The organism is Paractinoplanes tereljensis (genome assembly GCF_016862435.1).
GTDB lineage: Bacteria > Actinomycetota > Actinomycetes > Mycobacteriales > Micromonosporaceae > Actinoplanes > Actinoplanes tereljensis.
This window is the reverse complement of the sequence record NZ_BOMY01000051.1, coordinates 244,897-268,712: the sequence shown is the minus strand read 5'-3', so window position 1 is coordinate 268,712 and position 23,816 is coordinate 244,897. Positions and strand designations below refer to the sequence as shown.

General features: G+C 71.0%; 25 protein-coding genes. 11 read left to right on the top strand and 14 right to left on the bottom strand.

Annotation, left to right across the window (positions count from 1 at the left end; genetic code table 11):
• The coding region (locus Ate02nite_RS41165; RefSeq protein ID WP_203813351.1) for a hypothetical protein at positions 1 to 579 on the bottom strand (579 nt) is incomplete at its 3' end.
• A 564-nt stretch (positions 580 to 1,143) separates the two neighbouring features.
• Positions 1,144 to 1,524, bottom strand: coding sequence for a VOC family protein (locus Ate02nite_RS41160; protein WP_203813350.1), 381 nt, complete (start codon positions 1,522 to 1,524; stop codon positions 1,144 to 1,146).
• Between the two features lie 173 nt (positions 1,525 to 1,697).
• On the opposite strand from Ate02nite_RS41160, the gene Ate02nite_RS41155 reads away from it, so the two are divergent.
• Entirely contained in the window at positions 1,698 to 2,651 is a 954-nt protein-coding gene (locus Ate02nite_RS41155) for an amidohydrolase family protein (protein WP_239148085.1), read from the top strand.
• 218 nt (positions 2,652 to 2,869) lie between these two features.
• Here Ate02nite_RS41155 and Ate02nite_RS41150 read toward each other — a convergent pair whose 3' ends face one another.
• The 3 genes from Ate02nite_RS41150 to Ate02nite_RS41140 are packed head-to-tail and all read right to left on the bottom strand — an operon-like array spanning position 2,870 to position 6,313.
• Complete coding sequence (locus tag Ate02nite_RS41150) at positions 2,870 to 3,811, bottom strand: phosphotransferase (protein ID WP_203813348.1); 942 nt, start codon at positions 3,809 to 3,811, stop codon at positions 2,870 to 2,872.
• A 25-nt stretch (positions 3,812 to 3,836) separates the two neighbouring features.
• Complete coding sequence (locus tag Ate02nite_RS41145) at positions 3,837 to 5,105, bottom strand: MFS transporter (RefSeq protein ID WP_203813347.1); 1,269 nt, start codon at positions 5,103 to 5,105, stop codon at positions 3,837 to 3,839.
• Complete coding sequence (locus Ate02nite_RS41140; protein WP_203813346.1) at positions 5,102 to 6,313, bottom strand: cytochrome P450; 1,212 nt, start codon at positions 6,311 to 6,313, stop codon at positions 5,102 to 5,104. The genes Ate02nite_RS41145 and Ate02nite_RS41140 overlap by 4 nt, the downstream gene beginning before the upstream one ends.
• Before the next feature lie 127 nt (positions 6,314 to 6,440).
• Between Ate02nite_RS41140 and Ate02nite_RS41135 the strand changes: the two genes are divergently transcribed.
• Both Ate02nite_RS41135 and Ate02nite_RS41130 read left to right on the top strand, forming a co-directional pair.
• Entirely contained in the window at positions 6,441 to 7,616 is a 1,176-nt protein-coding gene (locus Ate02nite_RS41135) for an NAD(P)/FAD-dependent oxidoreductase (protein ID WP_203813345.1), read from the top strand.
• Positions 7,613 to 7,807, top strand: coding sequence for a ferredoxin (locus Ate02nite_RS41130; RefSeq protein ID WP_203813344.1), 195 nt, complete (start codon positions 7,613 to 7,615; stop codon positions 7,805 to 7,807). Before Ate02nite_RS41135 ends, Ate02nite_RS41130 begins: the two co-directional genes overlap by 4 nt.
• Before the next feature lie 41 nt (positions 7,808 to 7,848).
• Here the strand turns inward: Ate02nite_RS41130 and Ate02nite_RS41125 are convergent, their stop codons facing one another.
• From Ate02nite_RS41125 to Ate02nite_RS41110, 4 genes are read right to left on the bottom strand one after another with little or no spacing between them, the layout of a single operon-like run.
• Positions 7,849 to 11,304, bottom strand: coding sequence for a pyruvate dehydrogenase complex E1 component subunit beta (locus Ate02nite_RS41125; protein ID WP_239148092.1), 3,456 nt, complete (start codon positions 11,302 to 11,304; stop codon positions 7,849 to 7,851).
• Positions 11,305 to 11,306: 2 nt separating this feature from the next.
• Positions 11,307 to 12,353, bottom strand: a complete 1,047-nt coding sequence (locus tag Ate02nite_RS41120) for a zinc-binding dehydrogenase (protein WP_203813342.1) — start codon at positions 12,351 to 12,353, stop codon at positions 11,307 to 11,309.
• An 11-nt stretch (positions 12,354 to 12,364) separates the two neighbouring features.
• Positions 12,365 to 13,105: an SDR family NAD(P)-dependent oxidoreductase gene (locus Ate02nite_RS41115; protein ID WP_203813341.1), complete on the bottom strand. Its 741-nt coding sequence runs from the start codon at positions 13,103 to 13,105 to the stop codon at positions 12,365 to 12,367.
• Complete coding sequence (locus Ate02nite_RS41110) at positions 13,102 to 14,238, bottom strand: acyl-CoA dehydrogenase family protein (RefSeq protein WP_203813340.1); 1,137 nt, start codon at positions 14,236 to 14,238, stop codon at positions 13,102 to 13,104. The genes Ate02nite_RS41115 and Ate02nite_RS41110 overlap by 4 nt, the downstream gene beginning before the upstream one ends.
• 82 nt (positions 14,239 to 14,320) lie before the next feature.
• Between Ate02nite_RS41110 and Ate02nite_RS41105 the strand changes: the two genes are divergently transcribed.
• Both Ate02nite_RS41105 and Ate02nite_RS41100 read left to right on the top strand, forming a co-directional pair.
• A complete protein-coding gene (locus tag Ate02nite_RS41105; protein WP_203813339.1) occupies positions 14,321 to 15,112 on the top strand; it encodes an enoyl-CoA hydratase/isomerase family protein in 792 nt (263 codons plus the stop codon).
• 71 nt (positions 15,113 to 15,183) lie between these two features.
• Complete coding sequence (locus tag Ate02nite_RS41100) at positions 15,184 to 16,098, top strand: SDR family NAD(P)-dependent oxidoreductase (RefSeq protein WP_203813338.1); 915 nt, start codon at positions 15,184 to 15,186, stop codon at positions 16,096 to 16,098.
• Here the strand turns inward: Ate02nite_RS41100 and Ate02nite_RS41095 are convergent.
• Positions 16,079 to 16,810, bottom strand: coding sequence for a TetR/AcrR family transcriptional regulator (locus tag Ate02nite_RS41095; RefSeq protein ID WP_203813337.1), 732 nt, complete (start codon positions 16,808 to 16,810; stop codon positions 16,079 to 16,081). The genes Ate02nite_RS41100 and Ate02nite_RS41095 overlap by 20 nt on opposite strands.
• 60 nt (positions 16,811 to 16,870) lie before the next feature.
• On the bottom strand, positions 16,871 to 17,917 hold the full coding sequence (locus Ate02nite_RS41090; RefSeq protein ID WP_203813336.1) for a cyclase family protein: 1,047 nt from the start codon (positions 17,915 to 17,917) through the stop codon (positions 16,871 to 16,873).
• A gap of 110 nt (positions 17,918 to 18,027) precedes the next feature.
• Between Ate02nite_RS41090 and Ate02nite_RS41085 the strand changes: the two genes are divergently transcribed.
• Together Ate02nite_RS41085 and Ate02nite_RS41080 are read left to right on the top strand one after the other, a co-directional pair.
• Entirely contained in the window at positions 18,028 to 18,414 is a 387-nt protein-coding gene (locus Ate02nite_RS41085; protein WP_203813335.1) for a nuclear transport factor 2 family protein, read from the top strand.
• Positions 18,415 to 18,422: 8 nt separating this feature from the next.
• A complete protein-coding gene (locus Ate02nite_RS41080; protein WP_203813334.1) occupies positions 18,423 to 18,794 on the top strand; it encodes a nuclear transport factor 2 family protein in 372 nt (123 codons plus the stop codon).
• Positions 18,795 to 18,838: 44 nt separating this feature from the next.
• On the opposite strand, the gene Ate02nite_RS41075 is transcribed toward Ate02nite_RS41080, so the two are convergent.
• On the bottom strand, positions 18,839 to 20,422 hold the full coding sequence (locus Ate02nite_RS41075; protein WP_203813333.1) for a flavin-containing monooxygenase: 1,584 nt from the start codon (positions 20,420 to 20,422) through the stop codon (positions 18,839 to 18,841).
• A gap of 106 nt (positions 20,423 to 20,528) precedes the next feature.
• Here Ate02nite_RS41075 and Ate02nite_RS41070 point away from each other — a divergent pair, with 106 nt between their 5' ends.
• Positions 20,529 to 20,906 carry a carboxymuconolactone decarboxylase family protein gene (locus Ate02nite_RS41070; protein WP_203813332.1) on the top strand — a complete coding sequence of 126 codons (378 nt, stop codon included), beginning with the start codon at positions 20,529 to 20,531 and terminating at the stop codon, positions 20,904 to 20,906.
• 9 nt (positions 20,907 to 20,915) lie between these two features.
• Positions 20,916 to 21,656: an SDR family NAD(P)-dependent oxidoreductase gene (locus Ate02nite_RS41065; RefSeq protein ID WP_203813331.1), complete on the top strand. Its 741-nt coding sequence runs from the start codon at positions 20,916 to 20,918 to the stop codon at positions 21,654 to 21,656.
• A gap of 5 nt (positions 21,657 to 21,661) precedes the next feature.
• Here Ate02nite_RS41065 and Ate02nite_RS49260 read toward each other — a convergent pair whose 3' ends face one another.
• The gene (locus tag Ate02nite_RS49260; RefSeq protein ID WP_239148084.1) at positions 21,662 to 21,934 is read right to left on the bottom strand and encodes an SDR family NAD(P)-dependent oxidoreductase; all 273 of its coding nucleotides are present in this window, start codon (positions 21,932 to 21,934) and stop codon (positions 21,662 to 21,664) included.
• On the opposite strand from Ate02nite_RS49260, the gene Ate02nite_RS49610 reads away from it, so the two are divergent.
• Together Ate02nite_RS49610 and Ate02nite_RS41055 are read left to right on the top strand one after the other, a co-directional pair.
• Positions 21,833 to 22,285: a TetR family transcriptional regulator C-terminal domain-containing protein gene (locus tag Ate02nite_RS49610; RefSeq protein WP_275422996.1), complete on the top strand. Its 453-nt coding sequence runs from the start codon at positions 21,833 to 21,835 to the stop codon at positions 22,283 to 22,285. The two genes, Ate02nite_RS49260 and Ate02nite_RS49610, sit on opposite strands and share 102 nt — an antisense overlap.
• A gap of 89 nt (positions 22,286 to 22,374) precedes the next feature.
• Positions 22,375 to 22,953 (top strand): AMIN-like domain-containing (lipo)protein, encoded by a 579-nt coding sequence (locus Ate02nite_RS41055; RefSeq protein WP_203813330.1) that lies wholly within the window; start codon positions 22,375 to 22,377, stop codon positions 22,951 to 22,953.
• Positions 22,954 to 23,146: 193 nt separating this feature from the next.
• Here Ate02nite_RS41055 and Ate02nite_RS41050 read toward each other — a convergent pair whose 3' ends face one another.
• Positions 23,147 to 23,689 (bottom strand): hypothetical protein, encoded by a 543-nt coding sequence (locus tag Ate02nite_RS41050; RefSeq protein ID WP_203813329.1) that lies wholly within the window; start codon positions 23,687 to 23,689, stop codon positions 23,147 to 23,149.
• Positions 23,690 to 23,816 lie beyond the last annotated feature (127 nt).

Here is a 23,816-nt window from a genome sequence, read left to right as displayed (position 1 = left end):
GGTCGCCACCTGCTGCCCGGCCGCCACCTGCGGCCTGACCTCGGCCTGCGGGTCGACCTCAGCTTGCCGACCGGTCTCGGTCTGCCGCTCAGGCTCGGCTCCGGCTCTGGCCTGAGCAGCGTCTTTCGCTTGCGCGGGGTCAGTTCGAGCAGGTGTATCCGCCTGGTGTGCGGGGGCGGGGCACGCCACCGTTTCCATCCGGCCCGGGGATGCCACCTGGCTGGATGGGAAGGACCGGCCGGGCAACTGCTCACCACCCGCCGAAACGGCATGGTCGGCCGGAACAGCGCGGCTGAGCATCGCGGGTGACGGCCGCTGCAGGCAGGTCGCCTCCTCCGGCCAGATCAACGGCGGGACCGCGTCGGCCTCATCGTGCAGCCCCAGCTCGCCGCACTCCCGCGAGCAGCCCTGCGAGCGGCACCGCTTCCACGCGTAACGGCGGGGGAGCCACCACTGCCGCCGACGCGTGTGGTCACGGCGGAACTCGTCTTTCTCGGGCGAATAGTTACGCGCTTTTGTGCGGTCCCGCAGCGCAGCCGTTGTGTCTCGGGTGAATAGCTGAAGCTGCTGGTATCGCATGCCTATATTTTCTCGCGCCCCGACCCGCGCCGCTAACATTGGATCATGCCAAATCGCGGAGGCCATCCGGAGCCAATTGAATCAGTTGCCTGACGAATCAAATAGGCCATTCCCTACCGGGAAGCGGAGGTGGCTGGCGTGCGCGCGGGCCCGTGCTCAGGCACGGTTGAGTACGGCGACTCAAGCGGGGGACGGTGGCCAGTTCATAGGTTTCCGCCTATGACTTCGACAGTTGAGCTCGAGCGTCTGGTCCAGCCGTCCGACCTGCGTGGTTACGAAGGTCGCCACAGCCGCGCCGGGCATCCCCTCCGCCGAGGGCGGTTCAGCGCCCTCTCGGCCCTCGTCCATAGAACTGAGAACCGCCGACGCGGCGCCCTCCGCACGTCGATCGACTGACGACCGCCGGGCGCAGGCTCGGCTCCGGCGTGCACCGCCTTCGACTCGGAGCGACGCACATCAGTCTGCTCGGCTGGCGTGCCCACGACGTGTCGAGGTCTCGAAAGTCGGCCGAGGGCCGGTCGGCCGAGTACCGGCCGGCTGAGCACCGGCCGGCGGACGCTGCGACTACGCGTCGTGGAACGGGGTCGGTTCGGCGGGGATCTGCTTGGACATCAGGCAGAACTCGTTTCCTTCCGGATCTTCCAGGACCACCCAGGAGCCGCTGCCGGTGATGCTCGACCGTTTGGCGCCTAGACCGAGCAACCGCAAGAGTTCCTCGTCCTGGCCGCGGTCGGTGGGGCACACGTCGAAGTGCAGGCGGTTCTTAGTCGCCTTCGGCTCGCTGACGATGATGAACAGGATGTCCGGGCTGGTCGTCGCGCCGCGGATCGCCACCCCGGTCTCGTCCCGGGCGAAGATCCGGTAGCCCAGGACCTCGGACCAGAAGCTCGCAAGCAACTCCGGATCGCTGCAGTCGACGATGATGTCACCGATTCGGCTCGCCATGGAGCGGGAGCCTATCCGGGAGCCCGAAGGTGGCATGCTGGTCATCCATCCGCGTGGATGGCATTCGGTACGGGGGTTCCGTAGTGGCGGTGTTGCGGGTTCGCGGGTTCGGGCTTCCCGACGGGGAACCGGTTGATCTGTATGCCGATGGGGACCGGTGGACATCGGATCCGGTGCCGGGGGCTGAGCTTGTCGCCGAGGGCTGGATCCTGCCCGGACTCGTCGACGCACACACCCACCCGGGAGCCGAGGCGCCCGGTCAGCCGCTGGATGCCGGGGTTCTGAAGGCCGATCTTCAGGCGCATCTGGACTCGGGCGTCACGCTCATCCGGGCGCCCGGCCTGGCCGGTGACCCGCCCGACTGGTTCGGGCAGGCCGAGGACAGCCCACGCGCCTTTCACGCCGGGCCGTGGATCGCTCAGCACGGGCAGTTCATGGACGGGTGGGGACGCCGGCCCGAGCACGCCGACCTGCCCGCCGTCGCGGCCGAACAGGCCGCGCGGACCGGATGGGCCAAAGTGGTCATCGACTGGAAGCTGAGCGACCCCGTCGTGCCGGTGGACGTGCTGCGGGAGGCGGTCCGGCAGGTGCACGCCGTCGGTGGGCGCCTCGCGGTGCACTCACAGCACTCGGCCGGTGGGGCGGTCGCGGTCGAGGCCGGCGTGGACTCCATCGAGCACGGCATGGGCCTGGACCCGGCGCTGCTGCCCCGGATGGCCGCGCAGGGCACCGCGCTGACCCCGACGCTGGCGGCGATCACCGGCGCCCTGGCACAGATCAACGCCGATCCGGAACGCAGCAAGCGAAGCTGGTACGCGCCGGGTGCCAGCGCGCACGCGGGGCTGACCGCCGCGGCAGTCGAAGCCGGGGTCACCGTGCTGGCCGGCACCGACACCCGGCCGCACGGCGGCATCGCCCTGGAGATCCGGTCACTGGTGGCGGCCGGCCTGTCCCCGCATACGGCGCTGGCCGCCGCGTCCTGGAGCGCCCGGGCCTACCTGGGACTGCCCGGCCTGGTGGACGGCGCCCCGGCCGACGCAGTGGTGTTCGACGCCGACCCGCGCACCGACCTCAGCCAACTCGACAAGCCGCAGGCCGTCATCATCCGCGGGCGACGGAGAGCATGACCTGAGGAGGCCGGGCCGCGGCGAGCCAGTCCAGCAGCAGCGATTGTGGCGGCGCTGGTCACCCGGACGACCGTCTCCACTCGGTGCGCTGCTTCGCGGTCGGCGATCGTGGGGAACAGAGCAGGTCAGCGTGGCCGGGTGTGGCACGCAGCGAGGAATCCGTGGCACCGCTGGACGGTGGCACGCTGTGGGGGGTCGTGGCGATGAGGCCGGCCAGGTCAGTGCGGCCGGGCGGTGGCACTCCGAGGTGAATCCGTGGCGATGAGGCGCTGCAGGGCGGCGTGGGCGGGTGCGGCCCAGCTCTCTTTGCCGCCGGGGCGGCCTTGCCGGCCGGCGTCGCCGATGAGGATGCCGCTCAGCGCTCGAGCCATGGCCCAGCCCCGGGCCCGCCGCCGGGTGGCCGCGTCCGCCGTCGGTCGGTAGGCCGCGTAGAACCGGTCGGCGGTGTCGTCCGGCAGCAGCAGCCAGGCGGCGGAGAGGTCGTAGGCCGGGTCGCCGGCGCAGAGGGCGCCGAAGTCGATCACGCCGCCGAGGGTGCCGTCGACGGTGACGACGTTGGCCGGGTGCATGTCGGCGTGGATCCAGATGGGCGGGCCGGTCCAGGTGGGCGCGGTGACCGCGTCGTGCCAGACGGCCAGGACCGCGTCCGGGTCGGGGATCAGGCCGCGCTCGGCGGTGGCGGCGACCCCGCCGGCGAAGGCCTCGGCCCGGTCGGCCAGCGGCCCGCCGCGGTCGCTGCCGATCGGCGCGTCGGGCGGGGCAGGCTGGTGCAGGGCGGTCAGGAAAGCAGCGAGGGCGGTGGCCGCCTCGGCGCCGCGGGTGACCGGGGCCTGGTCGGCGGGGGTGCCGGGAACCCAGGTGGTGATCAGCCAGGGCCGGGCGAACCGGGCCGACGGCTCGCCGAACCGCAGCGGGACGGGAACCGGCAGGGGAAGCCGCGGGGCCAGCGACGGCAACCAAGCATGCTCCTTGCGGAGCAGGTCGTCGGCGGCCTCGGTCGCCCAGGGAAGCCGGACGGCCAGGTCGTCGCCGAGCCGCCAGACCTGGTTGTCCCAGCCGCGGGCGCCCAGCCGGACCGGGCGATCGGCGAGGTCCGGGTGCTGGTCGCGAACCAGCGCCCGGACCAGGTCCGAGGTGATGTCGGGGCCGTCGTGGGTCACGCGCAGCCACGCTAGTCGAGGGGCGCTAGCGGACTGCCCGTACGCCGAACTGGATGAACAAGCCGCCGACCAGGGTGAGAGAGCCGCCTACCAGGTAGAGCAGGGTGTAGTTCTTGGTGTCGCCGGCTACGCCGGCGGTCAGCAGCAGCGGCGCCGCGAGTGGCGCCAGGACGCCGGGGATCTGCTGGGCCAGCTGCATGATGGCCATGAAGCGGCCGGCGTCGGTCTCCCGGTGCGGCAGGATGTCCAGGACGATGGCCTGGTCGACCGAGGAGAAGCCGCCCATGCCGAGCGACGCCAGCAGGTTGCCGAGCATGAGAAGTGGCACGTCGTGCGCGAACAGTGCCGAGACCACGCCGCTGACCAGGAAGATCACCGCGCTGCCGACGACGAAGATCTTGCGGCGGCCGAGCCGGTCGGTGAGGTAGCCGCCGCCGATCGCGCCGGCCATGGTGGCGATGATGCTGACCCCGGCGATCAGGGCCACGCTGCCGGCCGCGTCCTCGACGGTGAGGCCGAGCCGCTGGGCGTAGAAGAAGGCGATGAACGTGGTGTTCAGGCTCAGGCCGGCGAAGAACACGAACCGGCCGGCCCAGTTCCAGGCGAAGTCGGGAAAGGCGCGCGGGCTGAACCGGTAGGCGGCGACAACCGCGCGCAGGCTGGGCCGCTCGGCGTCCGGTGGCGCCGGGCGGTCGTCGGCCGGGCCGAGGCTGCGGAGCAGGAAGATCACCGTGAGTACGCCGATGGCGCCGGGGATCAGGAACAGCAGGACGTTGTTGGAGCTGACCGCGCCGACGATGACGATGCCGATGACCGGCGCGGCCATGTTGGCGAAGCCGGTGAGTCCGGCGACCCGGCCCCGCTGGGCCATCGGGAGCCGGTCGGCCATCAGGTTGTTGAGCGCGCCGAGCGCGTTGGCCCAGCCGAGCATCGCCAGCATCCAGCCGACGGTGAGCATCGCGATGTTGCCGGCCAGGGCCAGGACGATCAGGGCGAGGACCCCGACGGCCGCGCCGCCCAGGAGGTACGGGCGGCGCCGGCCGAGTGGTGATCGGGTCCGGTCGCTGAACGCGCCGAGCAGGGGCGCCGACAGGATGTACGCGACCGCGCCGGCACTGTTGATGTACCCGAGGTACTCGTCGTGGCCGGGCGCGATGTCGGCGAGCCGCAGGGCGAGGGAGTAACCCATCGGCGTCACGTAGGCCATCGAGACGCCGACCGTGGCGAGCACCAGCGCGGTGATGAACCGCCGGCTGACCCGGGGCAGAGCGGGAGCCCCGACGACCGTGGTCACCAGGTCACCGGCAACTCGTAGATCCCGTACGCCTGGGAGTCCTCTTTGAATTTCAGCTCGTCGAAGCCGACCGCCAGTTGCAGGGTCGGGATGCGGCGGAACAGCGTGCTGAAGACGACCTGCAGTTCCACCCGGGCCAGCTGCTGCCCGACGCACTGGTGCGGCCCCCAGCCGAACGCGTGGTGGTGCGCGGCCGGCCGGGTGAGGTCGAGTCGTTCCGGCTCGGGGAAGGCGTCCGGGTCCCAGTTGGCCGCGGGCAGCGACGCGATGACCCCCTCGCCGGCCCGGACGGTCTCGCCGCCGATCTCGATGTCCTCGACCGCGACCCGGCGGGCCAGCAGGTGCGGGATGGTCAGGTAGCGCAGCAACTCCTCGACCGCCCCGGCCACCACCTTGGGGTCGTCGGAGTGTTCCCGCAGCAGCGCGAGCTGGTCGGTGTCGCGCAGCAGCAGCGCGGTGCTCAGGGTGATCATGTTGGCGCTGGTGTCGTGCCCGGCGACCAGCAGGATGTGCCCGAGCGGCGCGGCCTCGGCCATCGTGATCTCGCCGGACTGCACCCGGGTGGCCAGGTCGGTGAGCACGTCCTCGCCGGGCTCGCGCATCTTCTTCTCGATGAGCACGGCGATGTACGCGCGCAGCTCGGCCGTGCTGGCCGCGGACTGCTCGGCGGTCAGGTAGCGGGCGTTGGTGGCGCCGGCGTGCTCCTGGAAGAACCCGTGGTCCTCGTAGGGCACGCCGAGCAGCTCGCAGATCATCAGCGAGGGCAGGGCGAGGGACAGCGCCTCGTTGAGGTCGGCGGGTTTCGGCCCGGCGAGGAGCTTGTCGATCAGCTCGTCGGTGATCGACTGGATGGCGGGCCGCAGCTTGGCCATCCGGTTGCGGGTGAACGAGCTGGTCAGCATGCGCCGCCAGCGGGCGTGCTCGTCGCCGTCGGTGTTGTTGATGGACGGCTGGATGTGCGCCGCGTGTTCCTTCATGGCCGCGGTGGTGTGCGGGTAACCGGGGGTGCCGATGTCGGCGCTGAGCCGCGGGTCGGTCATCACCTGCCGCTGGGTGGCGTGGCTGGTGATCAGCCAGGGCGTGGTGCCGTCCCAGGTGCGCACCCGCTGGACGGGCCGCTCGGGGTCGTGCAGCGCCAGCAGGCCGGGTGGGGGTGCGAACGGGCACTTGCCGTCGCGCGGGGTCGGGAATTCGGGGAGCTCGGTCATAGCCGCTCCTTCGCTGAACGATCGGGGGCTGTGGTCCAGGTCTCAGCGGAGATTAGACCAATCGGTCGGTACAACTCAAGGTTTCCGGCGCGTTGCTTGTACCGACCGATTGGTCTAACTTCGGAGCATGCTTCGGAGCAGGAGAGACGTGCTGGTGGTCGGCGCCTCGGCGGCCGGCCTGTCCACCGCGGAGGCGTTGCGCCGCAAGGGTTTCCCGGGCCGGATCACGGTCCTCGGCGACGAACTGCACCCGCCGTACGATCGGCCGCCGCTCTCCAAGCAGGTGCTGTCCGGCACCTGGGAACCCGAGCGGGCCGCGCTGCGCACCGAGGAGCACCTGTCCGGGCTCGACCTCGACCTCCGGCTCGGCGAGCACGCGACCGGGCTCGATCCGGCGAGCCGGACCGTGCGCACCCGGTCCGGCCGGGACGTGCGGGCCGACGCGGTGGTGATCGCGACCGGGGTGCGCCCGCGGCGACTGCCCGAACAGGACGGCCTGGCCGGCGTGCACGTGCTGCGCACCCTCGACGACGCCCTGGCGCTGCGCAAGGACCTCCTCTCCGGCGGCCGCCTCGTGGTCGTGGGGGAGGGCGTGCTCGGCTCCGAGATCGCCGCCACCGCGCGCACCCTGGGCCTGGACGTGACCCTGGCCGGGCCGCTCGCCGCGCCGATGGCGCTGCAGGTGGGACCGCTGATCTCCGGCCTCCTGAAAGAACTCCACGAGGAGCGCGGCGTGCGACTGCGGCTGGGCAGCGGCGTCGCCGGCCTCGAACACGCCGCCGGCCGGGTCACCGGGGTGCGGCTGGCCACCGGCGAGGTGCTGCCGGCCGAGGTCGTGGTGGTCGCGATCGGTGCGATCCCGACCACCGACTGGCTGGCCGGCAGCGGCCTGGAACTCGACAACGGGGTGGTCTGCGACGCCCGCTGCCGGGCCGCCGAGGGCGTCTGGGCGGTCGGTGACGTCGCCCGCTGGCAGCACGAGGGACTCGGCCGCCGGGTGCGCCTGGAGAACCGCACCAACGTCACCGAGCAGGCCATCGCGGTGGCCGGCGCGATCCTGGGTGACCCCGCCGCGTACACCCCGATCCCTTATTTCTGGACCGACCAGTTCGACGCGAAGCTGCAGATGTACGGGGTTCTCCCGGCCGCCGCGGAAGTCCAGGTCGTCGAGGGCGACCCGGCCGCCCGGCGCTTCGTCGCCGTCTACCGCGAGGCCGGCCGGGTCACCGGCGTCCTCGGCTGGAACATGCCCAAGCAGGCCCGGTTGCGCCGGGCCGAGATCACCCTAGGAGAGCCGGCATGAAGGTCGCCGTCGAGCAGGACAAGTGTGTCGCGGCCGGGAACTGCGTGTCCGCCGCCATGGACGTTTTCGACCAGCGGGACGAGGACGGCATCGTCGTCCTGCTCACCGACAACCCACCGGACGAACTGGCCGAAGAGGTGCGCACGGCCGCGGCGGTCTGTCCCGCCCTGGCGATCCACATAAAAGACTGAAAGAACGGGCCCCGGCGAAATCGCCGGGGCCCGTTCCGTTTCTAGAGCCGGACGAGCTTTTCGATGGCCTGCTCTATGTCGTGCCGGTCCGGCAGCCACTCCTGTTCCAAATTCGGGGCGTACGGGGCGGGAGTCGCGGCCGCACCCACCCGGGTGATCGGCGCGACCAGGTTGCCGAAGCCTTCCGAGGCGGCGACCGCGGCGATCTCCGCGCCGATGCCGAAGTCGGTGACCGCCTCGTGCGCGATCAGTAGTCGCCCGGTGCGCGACAGCGACTCCAGGATCGTCGCGGTGTCCAGGGGCGCGACCGTGCGCAGGTCGATGACCTCGGCCTCGATCCCCTTAGCGGACAGGGCCTCGGCCGCCGCGACGCTCTCGTGGACCATCCGGGACACGCTCACCACTGTCACGTCCCGGCCGGGCCGCACGATCTTGGCCTTGCCGAGCGGGATGAGATGGTCGGCCGGTGGCTTCGGGCCCTTCTGGCCGTACAGCAGCCGGTTTTCGATGAAGACGACCGGGTTGGGGTCGCGGATCGCGGCCCGCAGCAGGCCGTACGTGTCGGCCGGGGTGGACGGCATCACCACGGTCAGGCCGGGGATGTGCGCCAGCAGGGCTTCCAGGCTCTGCGAGTGCTGGCTGCCCGAGGAGCGGCCCGCCCCGAACTGGGTGCGGATGGTCAGCGCCATCGGCGCCCGGCCGCCGGTCATGAACCGCATCTTGGCGGCCTGGTTGTAGATCTGGTCGAAGCAGACGCCCAGGAAGTCCAGGTACATCAGCTCGACCACCGGGCGCAGTCCGGCCATCGCCGCGCCTACGCCGAGACCCATCACCGCGGTCTCCGAGATCGGGGTGTCCAGCAGCCGGTCCGGCCAGCGCTCGTACAGGTTGCGGGTGAGCGCGAAGACGTTGCCGCCCTTGCCGACGTCGATGCCGGCCACGAACACGTCCGGGTCGGCCTCCAGCTCGTGCTCCAGGGCCAGGCGCACGGCGTCCATGGTGCGGAACACCTCGGTGCTCGACCAGTCCGGCTCGGCGATCACCGGCCGTGGGGCATACAGCGAGGTGGCCGAGACCGACGGCGACGGCAGCGGCGCCTGCCGGGCCGTCTCGACCGCCGCGTCGATGCGGGCCCGGATCTCGGCGTCGATCGAGTCGAGCACGCCGGCGCCGAGGCCGCGTTCCAGCAGCCGGGTCCGGGTGAGTACGCGCGGGTCCCGGTCGGCCCGCCACTCCTCCCGCTCGTCCTTGGACCGGTAGCGCTCCGGGTCGCCCTCGTAGTGACCGTGCCAGCGGTAGGTGAGCGCCTCCACGAAGACCGGCCCGGAGCCGCCGCGGATCCGTTCGACCACGTCGGTCATCACCGCGATGACGGCCTCGACGTCGTTGCCGTCGACGGTGACGTACTCGAGGCCGTACCCGGCGGCGCGGGTCGCGAGGTCGACCGGGTGCTGGTCGGCGGCGGGGGAGAACTCGGCGTAGCCGTTGTTCTCGCAGAACAGCACCACCGGCAGCTTCCACAGCGAGGCCAGGTTGGCGGCCTCGTGGAAGGCGCCCTGGGCGACGGCACCGTCGCCGAAGAACGCGACCGCGACATTCTGTTCGCCGCGCAGCCGGCCGGCCAGCGCGGCGCCGTCGGCGATCGGGACGCCGGCCGCCACGATGCCGTTCGCGCCGAAGATGCCCAGGCCCGGGTCGGCCATGTGCATCGAGCCGCCGAGCCCTCGGTTGCTGCCGGTGGACCGGCCGAACAGCTCGGCCATCATGCTCTCCGGGTCGAGGCCCTTGGCCAGCACATGCCCGTGCCCGCGGTGATTCGAGGTGATCACGTCGGCCGGGGTCAGCGGCCAGCAGGCGCCGACCGCCGAGGCCTCCTGCCCGATCGACAGGTGCACGAAGCCGGGGATCTCGCTGTTGCGGTACAGCGCCGAGATCCGCGATTCAAATTCTCGGATCAAAACAATCCGGCGGTACGCCTCCAGCAGTTGCTCGGTCGGCAGGGGCGGGCGCTCGCCGGTGGCCGACGGGCGTTCCCGCAGGACGCGCTTGAGGATCTTGCCGGACGGGTTGCGCGGCAGCTCGTCGAGGAAGGTGATCTGCTTGGGCGCCTTGTACCGGGCCAGCCGTTCCCGGCAGTGCGCGATCAGGTCCTCGGCGGTGTGCTCGCGGCCCGGTTTGAGCACCACGAACGCCCGGGGCACCTCACCCCACTTCGGATCGGGCAGCGCGACCACGGCCACCTCGAGGACGGCGTCGTGCTCGTAGAGGACCCGTTCGACCTCGGTGGCCGACACGTTCTCCCCGCCGGACACGATCATGTCCTTCTTGCGGTCGTCGATGTAGAGGTAGCCGTCGGCGTCCAGGTGCCCGACGTCGCCGGTGCGGAACCAGCCGTCGGTGGTGAACGCCGCCGCCGTGGACTGCGGGTCGTTCCAGTAGCCGCCGACCACCTTGGGGCCGCGCAGCAGGATCTCGCCGGACCGGCCCGGCTCGACCGGCTGGTCGTCCAGGCCGGTGATCCGGACCTCCAGGTTGACCACCGGTTTACCGACCGAACCGATTTTCGACAGGGTGTGCGCCTGGTCCAGGAAGGTGTCGCCGGAGACGGTTTCGGTCAGCCCGTACGCGTCGGCGAATCGGGCCGAGGGAAACGCGGCCAGCAGGCGTTCGATAAGCGTGAGGGGCATCTTTTCGCCGCCGCCGATGACGAACCGGACGCTCGTGGTGTCGAACTCGGCCAGCCGCGGCTCCTGCAGGATCGCGTTGACCATGGCCGGGGCGAGCCAGATGTTGGTGGGCCGTTCCCGGACGATGGTGGCCAGCAGGTCGGGCACGTCGAACTTGGGCACGATGATCAGGCTGCCGCCGACCCACCAGGTGCCGATGCCGGGCAGGTCGAACGCGCCGACGTGGTAGAGCGGGCCGACCATGGCGGTCGAGTCGGCCTGGGTGAGCCCGAACTCGGCGACGTGCGCGATGGTCTTCCAGTAGAAGTTCCGGTAGGTGATCGGCACACCCTTGGGGTGCGCGGTCGTCCCGGAGGTGTACATCAGCCGGTGCACGTCGGTCTCGGCGACGTCGACGGCCGGCACGATCTCGCCGTGGTGGGCGGTGACCAGTGCTTCGTACTCGTCGCCGACCTGGATCGTGGCCCGGCCGACCGCGGCCGCGAAGGCGTCCTCGGTGACCACCACGCCGGCCCCGGCGTGCCCGAGGATGTAGTCCAGCTCGGGTTTGGCGAGCCGGGTGTTGAGCGGCAGGAACGCGGCGCCGAGCCGGTTGGCGGCCAGCGCCGCCTCCAGGAACTCGGGCCGGTTGCTGAGCAGGATCGCCACCACGTCGCCCTTACCGATGCCCTGCTCGCGCAGGGCGGCGGCGAGCGCGTTGACCCGCGCGTGCAGCTGCCGGTGGGTCAGGTGGGTGTCGCGGAAGATGACCGCGTCGGCGTCGGGCGCTCGGTCGGCATTCCGATCCAGCACCCCGGCAAGGTTGAACATGCTCACGCCTCTCCTATCGCGACCGGTATCCGAAGCTTGCTGGTGTTGGTGGCCTCGAAGCCGTCGGTGACGATGTCCTCGAGGCGGATGGCCGGCGCGAACAGCCGGCTCACGTCCAGGCGCCCGCTGGCCAGCAGGCGCAGGACCGCCTCGTGGTCGTACCGGTAGCCGAGCGAGCCGATCACCTCCCGCTCGAAGTAGACCAGCCGGTCGGCGCGGATCGCCGACGGTTCGTGGGCGAGTCCGCAGACGACCACCCGGCCGCCGCGCCGGGACAGCTCGACGCTGACCGGCAGCACGTCGGCCCGGCCGGTGCAGTCGAGCACCAGGTCGGAGCCCCGGCCCTCGGTCAGCTCCCGCACCGCGCCGCGCAGGGTGTCGCCCGGGGCGAGCACGTCGGTCGCGCCGGCCTGGCGGGCCGCCTCGGCTCGGTCGGGGGCGGCCTCGACGACGATGACCCGGCCGGCGCCGATGGCCGCCGCGAGGAGGGTGACCGCGGCGCCGACCATGCCGAAGCCGACAACGGTGACCGTCTCGCCGGCCTCGAACCGGCCGCGGCGCAGGCCGTGCAGGCCGACCGCGAGCGGTTCGACGATCGCGGCGGCGCGGTCGTCCACCGCGTCCGGCACCCGGTGCAGGGTGTAGCCGGGAACGGTCAGGTAGCGGGCGAACGCACCGTCGGTGTGCAGGCCGATCGACCCGCCGGACTCGCAGATGTTGTACTCGCCGCGCCGGCACCAGAAGCAGACGCCGCAGCGCAGGCAGGCGTCGCCGCACACCCGGTCACCGGCGGTCAGGCCGGAGTCGCCCGCCTCCAGGACCCGGCCGACGAACTCGTGGCCGAGGATCACCGGGGCGGTGCGGCCGGTCAGCCGGTGCGGCCGGCGGACCGGGATGACGTGCGGGCCGTCGCGGTATTCGGCCAGGTCAGAGGCGCAAATACACGCGAGGTCGACCGCGACGACGACCTCGCCGGGGCGCGGTGCGCCCGGCGCGGCCACTTCTTCGACGCGTACGTCCTTGGCACCGTGCCAGACGGCCGCGAGCATGGTCTGTCCCTTCATAACAACGAGTACCCCCCGTCGACGGTGAGCGTCGCCCCGGTCACGTAGGCCGAGCCGGCCGAGGCCAGGAACAGGAACACGCCGGGCAGGTCGTCCGGGGTGCCCCAGCGGCCGAGCGCGGTGTGCTCGGCGATCGCGGTGGACCGCTCGGCGTCGCGCCGCCAGTGCGTGCCCACCCCCGTTTCGAACCAGCCGAGCGCGACCGCGTTGACCGTGATGCCGCGCGGCCCGAGCTCCTGCGCCATCGCGGCGACCAGCGAGTGCGCCCCGCTCTTGGACGCCGAGTAGGCGGCCAGCCCGCCGCGCGGCCGGTGCCCGAGAACCGAGCCGGTCACGATGATCCGGCCGCCCGCGCCCATCACCGCGGCTCCGGCCCGGGCGCCCAGGAACGCCCCGGTCAGGTTGGTGTCGACGATCTCCCGCCAGGTCTCCGGGGAGGTCTCGGTGGCGTCCGCGAACTCGGGCGACACCCCGGCGTTGCAGATCCACACGTCCACCCCACCGAACCGCTCGACCATGTCGGCCGCCACCCCGTCGTTGAACGCGGCGTCGCGGACGTCGCCCGGGCAGATCAGCGGGTCGCCGTGCAGACCCTCGGCCACCTCCTTGAGCGCGGTCTCGCCGCGGGCCACCAGGGCGAGTTGGGCGCCCGCGGCGTCGAACGCGGCGGCGAGAACCCGGCCGATCCCACGCCCGGCGCCGGTGATGACCACCCGCCGGCCGGCCAGGTCGCTCATGCGCAGCCCAGTTCGCGGGCGATCACCAGGTGCTGGATCTCGTTGGTGCCCTCGCCGATCTCCAGGACCTTGGCGTCGCAGTAGAAGCGGGCGACCGGGCTCTCCAGCATGTAACCGGTGCCGCCGAAGATCTGCACCGCCTCGCTGGTCACCGCGGTGGCCACCCGACTGGCCTGGAGCTTGGCCATCGCCGCCTCCTTCTTGAAGGGTTTACCGGCGTCCCGCAGGGAGGCCGCGTAGTAGGTCAGCCAGCGAGCGGCCTCGATCTGGGTCGCCATGTCGGCCAGCTTGAACTGGATGGCCTGGAAGCTGGAGAGCTTCGCGCCGAACTGCTCGCGCTGCCCGGCGTACTCCAGGGCCAGGTTCAGGGCGCCCTGCGCGGTGCCCAGTGCCAGCGCCGCCACCGAGATCCGGCCCACCTCCAGGGCGCTGAGGAACTGCCCGAGGCCCTTGCCGGGCTCGCCGACCACCTGGTCGTCCGGGACGAACACGTCGTCGAAGAACAGGTCCCGGGTGTCCAGGCCGTGCCAGCCGATGCCGCGCAGCTTGGGGCCCTCGGTGTAGCCGGTGGCGCCGCGCTCGACGATGAAGCTGCCGAAGCCACCGTCGGCCAGCCGGGCCAGCACGGTGACCCCGAAGCTCATGTCGGTGCCGGCGTTGGAGATGAACGCCTTCTGCCCGTTGAGCACCCAGCCGCCGGCCGCCCGGGTCGCCTTGGTTCGCAGCGACCGCACGTCGGAGCCGGCCGACGGCTCGGTCAGCCCGAACGCGGCCAGCTGCCGGCCCTCGGCCAGCGGGCGCAGCCACCGCTCGCGCTGGTCGTCCGAGCCGAACAGCAGCAGCGGCATGGTGCCGATGGTCGAGTGCGCCTGCCAGGCGGCGGCGACCGACGGGTCGACCGCGGCGAGGGCCTCCAGCAGCGCGACGTAACCGACGGTCGAGGCGTCGATGCCACCCCACTTCTCCGGCACGAGCAGCCCGAGCAGGCCGAGTTCGCCGAGGCCGCGCAGCACGTCGGTGGGGCAGCGCTCCTCGTGCCAGGCCTGCGCCGCGATCGGCGCGATCTCCCGCTCGGCGTAGGTGCGGCCCAGGTCGAGCAGGTCGCGCTCGAGTTCGGTGAGGGTGAAGTCCATCGGCACTCCCGGGTGTTTCAATGTGTAGACCGGTCGGTACATTCTTGGCCGCAGCATAGCGCCAACCAGGAGGTGCGGAACAGTGACCAGTCCCTCGAATCCGGCCCGGGTACGGCTCGAACCGCACCCCGCCGACCCCCGCCTCGGCGTCCTGCGGCTCGACCGCCCGCCGGTCAACGCGCTCGACCAGTCCATGTGGGACGACCTCGCCGCGGTGGCGGCCGGCCTGCACGACGACGGCTCGCCGTACCGGGCCGTGGTGCTCACCGGCGGGCCCCGGCACTTCGCGGCCGGCGCCGACGTCACCGAGCTGATCGACCTGAGCCCGGCCGACTTCGATCGGCGTAACCGGGTGCTGCAGGGCGCGTTCCAGGCCCTGGCAACCGCGCCGCAGATCACCGTCGCCGCGATCGACGGCTACGCGCTGGGCGGCGGCTGCGAGCTCGCGCTGGCCGCCGACTTCCGGATCGCCGGGCGCAGTGCCGTGTTCGGGCTGCCCGAGATCACCCTCGGGATCATCCCAGGCTCCGGCGGCACGCAGCGCCTGCGCCGGGCGGTCGGGGCGGCCCGCGCCAAGGACCTGATCCTCACCGGCCGCCCGGTGCCGGCCGACGAGGCCCTGGCTATCGGCCTGGTCGATCGGGTGGTCGACGACGCCTTCGGTGCGGCGGTGGAGCAGGGTCTGGGCTTCGCACGGGGCCCGCTCGCGCTGCGCTACGCGAAGCAGGCGATCGACGCCGACCTGCCGATCGAGGCCGGGCTGGCCCTGGAGGCCGACCTGATCGCCACCTGTTTCGCGAGCGCGGACGCCCGCGCCGGCCTGCGCAGTTTCGTCGCCAATGGCCCCCGCCGGGCCACGTTTCAAGGCCGTTGACCAGTTGTTTCTTGTCTGTATCGACCGATCGGTCTAATGTCGTGCGCACCCTCATCTCAAAGGAGTCGCGCATGAGCGAGCTCAGTTTCGAAGGACGCGTCGCGGTGGTCACCGGGGCCGGCCGCGGTATCGGCCGCGCCTACGCCCGGTTGCTCGCCCAGCGGGGCGCCAAGGTCGTGGTCAACGACCTCGGCGGGTCGATGGAGGGCGACGGCACCGACACCGGCCCGGCCCAGGCCGTGGTCGACGAGATCGTCGCGGCCGGCGGCACCGCCGTCGCCGACACCCACGACGTGTCCACCACCGAGGGCGGCGAGGCGATCGTCGGCACCGCCCTCGAACACTTCGGCCGGATCGACGCGGTGGTCGCCAACGCCGGCATCATCCGCTGGGCCGGCCTGCCCGAGGCCGACCTGGACAACCTCGAACGGCACCTGGCCGTCCACCTGATCGGCACGTTCACCGTGCTGCGGGCGGCCTGGCCGCACTTCGTCGAGCAGGGTTACGGCCGCGCGGTGCTGACCACCTCGAGCGGCATCTTCGGCCTGGACAACAACCTCGGCTACGCGGCCGCCAAAGCCGGTGTGGTCGGCCTGGCCCGCAGCGCCAAGGTGGCCGGCGAACCGCACGGCATCAAGGTCAACCTGATCGCGCCGGCCGCGCAGACCCGGATGGCCGGTGGCGAGGCGGAGAACCTGCAGGGCGACGCCGGCCCGTCGGTCATGCCGCCGGACGCGGTGGCCCCGATGGCGGCCTACCTGGCCCACGAGAGCTGCCCGGTGAGCGGCGAGATCTACACGGCCGGCGCCGGCCGCTTCGCCCGCGTCTTCCTCGGCTCGACCGAGGGCTACCTGCACGACAAGGGCGCACCGTCGATCGAGGACGTGGCCGCCAACTGGTCCACCATCAACGACGAGACCGGCTACTACGTACCGTCAGATCTTCTTGCCTGGTCTGGATCTTTCCTCAGGCATCAGTTCGGCTGACCGCCGGCGCGTCGCGCAGGGACTGGAGTACGGCTCGGCCGTGCTCCAGCTCCGCCGAGGCGGAGTCCTGGGTGGCGGGGCTGGTCAGGATGCCGTTCAGGAAGATCTCGCAGTACAGGCCGGAGAGGTCCTCGACCTTCACGTCCTTGGTGGCGACCCACTGGTACGTGTAGTTGTGCATGTTGAGGAACGTCAGCTTGGTCAGTTCCAGGTCGAGCGGGCGCAGCAGCCCTTCGCGCTGACCCTGCTCCAGGACGGCCTGGATGCTCTGCTCGAAGGTGTCCCGCTTCGCCTTGAACAGGGTGCGGAACTCGCCCTCCAGCTGGCGGTATTCATGCAGGAACACCCACACGTGGTCGTGCCGGTTGATGACCTGCCAGAGCAGCGACTCGGACATCAGCCGCAGGCGTGCCGGGAAGCTCAGGTCGAGGGCGGCGATCGCCGCGGCCTCCTTGAGCAGCGGATCCATGACGCGGTCGTGGATCTCGGCGAGCAGCGCTTCCTTGGACTTGATGTAGTAGTAGAGCGCCCCGCGGGCCAGGCCGGCGGCCTCGCCGATGTCGGCGACCCCGGTGCTGGCGTAACCGTTCTTCGAGAACAGCTCGACGGCGATGTCGATGACCTGGTCGCGCATGCGCCAGTAGCGCTCGGTCTTGCCGCGCGCGCGCCGCGTCGAGGGCTTCTCCTCGTTCTTCGAAGCCGTGGGTGACATCGGGGCCACGTTACACGATCAGCCGGGCCCGCCCCGCGACGCGAGGCGGGCCGGAGCTGGTCAGACCGTGGCGACCGGGGTCAGCGGGCTGCCCTGGGTGCCGGGCAGGTTGAGCGGGGGAGCGGTGAGCAGGAAGCGGCTGCGGTCGTGCGCGCGCAGCCAGCCGGCCAGCTTCTCCAGGTACCAGAGCTCGCCGAGCGGCACGCCGAGCTTGAACAGGCACAGATTATGGATCGGCAGCAGGGTGTGCGGTTCCGGGTCCTGGTGTCCGTCGAGGCCCTCGACGGCGTAGTTGTCGGCGACCAGCGCCGAGATCTGCGACTCGGCGATCCACTCCAGCAGCGCCGGGTCGTGGCCGTCGAGATAGGGCGCGTAGGCCTGGATGGCGACCGGGTCGGGGTTCTTCTCCCAGGCCAGGATCTGCTCGGCGAAGCCGGTGCGCAGCAGCAGCATGTCGCCCGGCTCGACCACCACCTTGTCGGCCGCCATGATCTCCTGGAGCGTGGCCAGGTTGACCGGCTGCCAGGCGGTGCCCAGGTGGTGGGCCAGGTCGATCAGGACACCGCGGCCCTGCACGCCGTGCTCGGCCATGTGCTCGAGGCCGAGGTGCTTGGCGAAGCTGAGGCTGCCGCTGCCGTCGCCCTTGGCGTCCTCCTGCGGGCCGATGATGTCGATGCCGGGCCGGTAGCCGTTGTAGTAGATCGGCTCGGCCACGCCGTCACCGTCGGCGTCGAACTCGGCGCCCTGGTGGGCGAGGGCGTCCCATTGCGTCGAGTACTGCAGCCAGAGGGTGACCACATCGTCCGACCAGACGTCGGTGAGCACCGGGGCGATCTGCTGGCTGGCCACCACGTTGTAGAAGACGTCCTGCTTGTGTTCCAGGTCCTCGGTCGGGCGCAGGATCGGCGGATAGCGCCGCTGGTTGAGGGAGGTGCCGCCGGGATAGTCGAGCGGCAGGCTCAGGCTGAAGGTGACGCCGTCGGTGACCTCGCGGACGCCCTGCAGCACCTTCTCCGGGGTGAGCAGGTTGATCCGGCCGAGCTCGTCGTCATCGCCCCAGTCGCCCCACGTGGAGCCGGGGGGCCGCTGCTGCCAACGCTTCGTCATTGTTTCGTCTCCCTTTCCCGCACGTAACCGCTGGTCGCCGATGCTATTGCCGTTTGTACCGATCGGTCAATAGACTCGCGGCCTGGTCAACAACGGGACGTGGAGGAACGATGAGCGAATCTGTCGAGGCCGCCGTGCGCGCATTGCTCGGCGCGCACACCCAGGCGCAGGACGCCGGCCGCACCGACGAGGTGGTGGCCCTGTACGGCAAGGACGCGGTGCTGGAGATCCCGGGCATGGACCCGGTCATCGGGCACGACGCGCTGCGGGCCGCGTTCGCCGGCTGGGCGCCGGCCCAGCCGCAGAAACACCTGGTCGGCAACACCGTGATCACGGTCGGCGCGGACGGCGCGGCGACCGCGGTCAGCGACGTCGTCTTCTTCCAGCGCGGCGAGGCCGGCTGGCAGCCGCTGGTGGTCGGTCGCTACGACGACACGCTGCGCGACGACGGCGACGGCTGGCGCTTTCAGCGCCGCATCACCACCTACCAGGCTTAGGAGGGGCGATGGCTACGTCGATCGGTGCGGCTGTCTCTGGGTACGCGCATGCGCTGGACGCCGGGCGTACGGCCGAGGTGGTTGCGTTGTTCGCCCCCGGCGGGGTCTCCGAGATCGTCGGACTGGGCACCTTCGCGGGGCAGGAGGAACTCCAGGCCGGGTACGCCGCGCTGGTGCCGGCCGCGCCGCAACTGCACCTGGTGGCCAACACGGTGATCACCCCGGCCGGCCCGGACGAGGCGACCGCGGTCAGTGACCTCGCCTTCTTCCAGCGCGGCGCCGAGGGCTGGGCGTTGCAGCTGATCGGCCGTTACGACGACACGCTGCGCCGGCACGGGGACTCGTGGCTGTTCGAGCGGCGGGTCACCACGATCCTCTGAGCGTCATCGGAGCCGGGCCATCGTGGCCCGGCTCCGATCAGCGGTCACGCGAACCGGAAGGCCGCGTAGTCGTCGGCGGTGACCCCGGCGATCATCTGCTGCAGGTTCCACCGGCCGGTCGGGTTGAGCAGCTGCTTCACCGGCTTGCCGGGGATGTTGGCGCCGTAGAAGTAGCTGCTGGTCAAGAACGAGGAGTGGTTGCTGCTGCCGTCCATCAGGTCGGTCCACTCCTTCTCCGCCTCCGGCGTCACCTCGATCGTCCGGTTGCCTTGCGCGCGGGTGCGGACCAGCGCGTCGATGACGAAATCGACCTGGTCGCCGGAGTAGCGCGGGTTGTTGCCGAGCGCGCCGTGCGGGCCGCCCGGGAAGAAGAAGTTCGGGAAGCCGGCCGTCATGATGCCGAGAAACGTCTGCGGCCCGTCCGCCCAGTGCTTCTCCAGGGCCAGCCCGTCCCGGCCACGCACGCCGAGGCGGTTCAGCGCGCCGGTACCGAAGTCGTACCCGGTCGCCCAGATGATCACGTCGTATTCGCGTACGCCCGCGGTGGTCTCTATGCCGTTGCTGGTGATTTTGATGATCGGGGTCTCGTTGAGGTCGACGAGATCGACGGCCGGGTTGTTGAAGGCCTCGTAGTAACCGGTCACGAACGGCGGGCGACGGCCGCCGTAGCCGTGGTCCTTGGGCAGCAGGCGTTCGGCCGTGGCTGGATCGGTGACGATGGCGCGCACCTTCTCGGCGATGAACGCGCACCACTCGGCGTTGATCGCCGGATCGGTGGTCATGTCGAGATAGGTCTGGCTGAGCTTGGTGAAGCCGGGGCCGTTCCACAGCTTCTCGTAGAACTCACGGCGCTGCTCGGCGCTCTCCTCGGCACCCCGGCGGGAGGGAAGCTCGTGCAGGAAGCCGCTCGGCGAGGTGTTCAGCGTGTCCCGGATGGACTCGTAGCGGGCCTTGAGATCGGCCTGCTCCTCGTCGGTGATCGGCCGGTTGTTCAGCGGCGTGGCCCAGTCGGCGACCTTCTGGAAAACGGTCAGCGCGGCTACGTCCCCGGCGATGGCCGGCACGATCTGCACCCCGCTGGAGCCGGTGCCGATCTGCGCGACCCGCAGGCCGGTGAAGTCGATCGGCGTCGTCGGCCAGCGTCCGGTGTGGTACTGCGCGCCCCGGAAGTCGTCGCGGCCGGGGATCGCCGGGATGAACGGCACCGAGAGGATGCCGGTCGCAGCGACCACGAACCGGGCCCGGTGTTCGGTGCCGTCCTCGGTGCGCACGGTCCAGATCGCGGCCGACTCGTCGAACACCGCCGAGGTCACCTTGGCGTCGAAGACCATGTCTTTCCGCAGGTCGAACCGGTCGGCGACGTGGTTGAAGTAGCGCTCGATCTCGGGCTGGCCGGCGAACTGCTCCGACCACTCCCACTCCTCCCACAACTCCTGGGAGAACAGGTAGCCGTAGGTGTAGCTCTCCGAGTCGAAGCGCGCCTCGGGGTAACGGTTCCAGAACCAGGTGCCGCCGACACCGTCACCGGCCTCGAGCAGGCGGGCCGAGAAGCCGGCCTCCCGGGCCCGGTACAGCTGGTAGATGCCGGTGACCCCGGCCCCGACGACCAGAACGTCGATTTCGCTCATGTGCGCCTCCTATTGTTTCGACCGGTCGGTCTAGCGGCACTCTAAGGCTTCGGAGTTTGTTTCGGAACCGTTGCTTGTACCGACCGATTGGTCTAACTTTCGTGACGTGACCACCAACGACCTGCGCGCCACCGGTCTCGCGGCGATGCGTGCCGCGCTGCCCGGCGTCTTCCCCGACGGCGACGACCTCGACCTGAACGACGGCGGTTTCGCCGGCGAACTCGTCGACATCGGCCTCACCAGCGTCTGGGGCTCGCTCTGGGCCCGGCCCGGCCTCAGCCCTCGCGACCGCAGCCTGGTCACGATCAGCCTGCTCATCGCGCTCGGCGCCGAGGCCGAGCTCAAGACCCACGTGCGGGTCGGGCTCACCAACGGGCTGACCGAGGACGAGATCGCCGAGGTCATCTACCACGCCGCCGGTTACGCCGGCTTCCCCGCCGCCACGGCGGCCCGCACCGCGGCCCGGGCCGCGCTCACCCGCTGAGGAGTCGTCATGTCATTGGACGGGAAGGTCGCGGTCGTCACCGGCGGCGGCCGGGGGATCGGTAAGGCCATCGCCCTGGTGCTGGCCCGGCAGGGGGCCGCCGTCGCGGTCTGGGACCTGGACGGGCAGACCGCGAAACAGACCGCGGCCGAGATCGCCGACGCGGGTGGCCGGGCCATCGCGGTGGCCGGCGACGCGGCCGACGCCACCGATGTGGCCCGGGCCGCGGTGCGCACCCGGGACGAGCTCGGCTCGGTGACGATCCTGGTCAACAACGCCGGGACCAGCGCGTACGAGCCGTTCACCAGCATCACCGAGGAGTCCTGGGACCGGCTGATCCGGATCAACCTCAAGGGCCCGTTCCTGGTCACCCGCGAACTCGTGCCGGACATGCTGACCGCCGGCTGGGGCCGCATCATCAACATCTCGTCGTCGTCCGCGCAGACCGGCGCGCCCGCGATGGCCCACTACGTGTCGTCCAAGGGCGGCGTGGTCGGCCTGACCAAGGCGCTGGCCATCGAGTATGCCGGGAAGGGCATCACCGTCAACCACGTGCCGCCGGGCTTCGTCGACACCCCGCTGGTGCGCGAGGGCCCGGTCGACGTCGACGCGGTGGCCGCCACCATGCCGATGAAAAGGGCCGGAAAACCCGAGGACATCGCGTACGCCGTGGCCTACCTGGCCTCCGAGGAGGCCGGTTACGTCACCGGCCAGTCGCTGAGCGCCAACGGCGGCCGTTACCTGGCCTGACCGGCTCAGCCCGGAAGCGCGCTGCGTTCGCCGCCGTTGGCCACCACCACCGTGCCGTTGATGTAGCTGCTGCGGTCGTCCACCAGGAACAGGACGACCTCGGCGATCTCCTCGGGTTCGCCGACCTGGCCGCGGATGTTGGCCTGGCCGAGGACCTCGACGTTCTCGCCCAGCATCTGCTCGGTCCCGGCGGTGCGGACCGGGCCGGGCGAGACGCCGTTGACCCGCACGCCGGCCGCCCCGAACTCGGTGGCCCAGGAGCGGGTGAGCAGCTCCACCGCCGCCTTCGACGCGCCGTAGGCCGCCCCGACCGGCGCGGCCGAGGTCGCCGCGGGGAATGCACGCTCGGCTCCCTGGCGGGCGAACTCGGCGCGACTGACGAGCAGTCGCGCGAGGACCTCAGCAACGGGTTCCTGCGCTGGCAGTCGCTGCTGCAGTCCAGCCTGCTCGCCATGCGGGACCGCGGCGAGCTGCGCGCCGACGCCGACCTGGACGAGTTGTCGCTCGCCCTGCTCACCGCCCTGCAGGGCGGGACGCTCCTCAGTCAGACCTGGCGGGACACCCGCCCGCTCCGGGCGGCGCTGAACGCGGCACTGGCCTACGTTTGGTCCTTCGCGCCCTCACGCTGAGTGTCCGGGACGGCACGAAACCGGGACTACAACGAGATGGGGAGCGCCTAGCGTGGTCTCACGCTGCAACATTGACGGAGGCCACGGCCATGAAGGGAACCAAAGCACTGATCTTTCTTACCGCTCTCGCCCTTGTCGGCGGTTGCGGTCACGCCACTCCCCGTGCGGCCGCTACCAGCGCGCCGGCCACCACCACACCACACACGACGGAGGCGCGCCAGGTCGCGGCTCCGGCCACCTCCCCCTGGGGGACGGGGCCCTACACGGTCAAGCACACGCCGCCCGTCCCGCCGGTTCCGGTGATCACCGGGATTCGCTATGCCGGGCACAAGGACGGCTTCGACCGCCTGGTGCTGGACATTCCCGGCGCCCTCCCCGGTTACTCGGCCAAGTACGTGACCGAAGTACGCCGTGACGGCTCCGGCGACAAGGTGACCATGCCCGGGTACGCCTTCATTCAGATCGTCCTGCACCCGGCCCAGGCGCACCGGGACGACGGCACCCCGACGGTGAGCGGCATCCATCGCACCGGCCTCGCCGGCATCATGGCCTACGCCGTCGTCGGCGACTACGAGGGCTATGTGACGATCGCGCTGGGCGTCAGCGGCAAGCAGAGGTTCAACGTCGCCGAACTGTCCGACCGCGTCTACATCGACGTCGCGGTCTGACCGAACGCGCCTGATCGAGTCGCTCAGACATGTGCCCGATCAGGCTCGTCCGGGTTCAGCTCGCTGCGCTGGATCTGGCTGACGATCAGTCCGGCCAGCAGGAACAGGGTGGGTAGGGCGATAAGCAGCAAGATCAGCGTCATGCCCTCACGATCCACCGCCCCGGAGCCGCCCGGCAGGGCCGATCGACCCTCTACTGCAGAGCCGCGAGCACCTGCCGGGTCGCATGCCGGTCGATGGCCAGCAGGGCGTTGTCGTCGAGCTCGTGAGCGGCCCGCATCCGTACCGTCAGAATCTCGATCGGATCCACCGCCCCGGAAACATCGAGGTCCATCCACCGAACGCCGCCGTCGGCGCGCACCGCCCTCGCGGCCCGGCCGGCGCAGGCCAGCACGGCCTCGACGTCAAGCCCGTCGACCGACTCGCCCGCGCCCGACTCCATTGCGGTGCCCTCTGAGGCCGGCCGGAACGACACGGGAAGTCGCCCCGGGAGCTTTCGAACGCAGACGACCAGCGATCCGGGAACGGCGGCAAGATCGACCTTTGCAGGGTCTCGGACCAGCGCATCGGTGTGCGCGAGCGCCGCCGACAACCCGATCAGCACCGCTTCCTCGCCAAGGTCAATGACAAAGTCAAGATCTTCCAGCACGGGTACGGCCACCCCGCGCTCAGCGAAATGACGGGCCACGAGCATCCGGTGCAACAGATCCGTGTGCAGCTGGTTGGCAGTGGACACCTGCCGAACCCTCCTCCGCGGCAGCTCTTCTGGCCAGGCCCGGATGCCCGTTTCCTCGCTGCGGGACCAATGGCCCTGACCCGCCGGACCTCTCGCTCCTAACGTGGAGGTGAGCAGCAAGGAGGCT

What these genes read in the sequence shown, in the direction of transcription:
- Ate02nite_RS41160 (WP_203813350.1), bottom strand. Translation starts at nt 1,524, where the DNA reads ATGGCGAGCCGAATCGGTGACATCATCGTCGACTGCAGCGATCCGGAG.
- Ate02nite_RS41140 (WP_203813346.1), bottom strand. Translation starts at nt 6,313, where the DNA reads ATGACCGAGCTCCCCGAATTCCCGACCCCGCGCGACGGCAAGTGCCCG.
- Ate02nite_RS41135 (WP_203813345.1), top strand. Translation starts at nt 6,441, where the DNA reads ATGCTTCGGAGCAGGAGAGACGTGCTGGTGGTCGGCGCCTCGGCGGCC.
- Ate02nite_RS41130 (WP_203813344.1), top strand. Translation starts at nt 7,613, where the DNA reads ATGAAGGTCGCCGTCGAGCAGGACAAGTGTGTCGCGGCCGGGAACTGC.
- Ate02nite_RS41125 (WP_239148092.1), bottom strand. Translation starts at nt 11,304, where the DNA reads ATGTTCAACCTTGCCGGGGTGCTGGATCGGAATGCCGACCGAGCGCCC.
- Ate02nite_RS41120 (WP_203813342.1), bottom strand. Translation starts at nt 12,353, where the DNA reads ATGCTCGCGGCCGTCTGGCACGGTGCCAAGGACGTACGCGTCGAAGAA.
- Ate02nite_RS41115 (WP_203813341.1), bottom strand. Translation starts at nt 13,105, where the DNA reads ATGAGCGACCTGGCCGGCCGGCGGGTGGTCATCACCGGCGCCGGGCGT.
- Ate02nite_RS41110 (WP_203813340.1), bottom strand. Translation starts at nt 14,238, where the DNA reads ATGGACTTCACCCTCACCGAACTCGAGCGCGACCTGCTCGACCTGGGC.
- Ate02nite_RS41100 (WP_203813338.1), top strand. Translation starts at nt 15,184, where the DNA reads ATGAGCGAGCTCAGTTTCGAAGGACGCGTCGCGGTGGTCACCGGGGCC.
- Ate02nite_RS41095 (WP_203813337.1), bottom strand. Translation starts at nt 16,810, where the DNA reads ATGTCACCCACGGCTTCGAAGAACGAGGAGAAGCCCTCGACGCGGCGC.
- Ate02nite_RS41090 (WP_203813336.1), bottom strand. Translation starts at nt 17,917, where the DNA reads ATGACGAAGCGTTGGCAGCAGCGGCCCCCCGGCTCCACGTGGGGCGAC.
- Ate02nite_RS41085 (WP_203813335.1), top strand. Translation starts at nt 18,028, where the DNA reads ATGAGCGAATCTGTCGAGGCCGCCGTGCGCGCATTGCTCGGCGCGCAC.
- Ate02nite_RS41080 (WP_203813334.1), top strand. Translation starts at nt 18,423, where the DNA reads ATGGCTACGTCGATCGGTGCGGCTGTCTCTGGGTACGCGCATGCGCTG.
- Ate02nite_RS41075 (WP_203813333.1), bottom strand. Translation starts at nt 20,422, where the DNA reads ATGAGCGAAATCGACGTTCTGGTCGTCGGGGCCGGGGTCACCGGCATC.
- Ate02nite_RS41065 (WP_203813331.1), top strand. Translation starts at nt 20,916, where the DNA reads ATGTCATTGGACGGGAAGGTCGCGGTCGTCACCGGCGGCGGCCGGGGG.
- Ate02nite_RS41055 (WP_203813330.1), top strand. Translation starts at nt 22,375, where the DNA reads ATGAAGGGAACCAAAGCACTGATCTTTCTTACCGCTCTCGCCCTTGTC.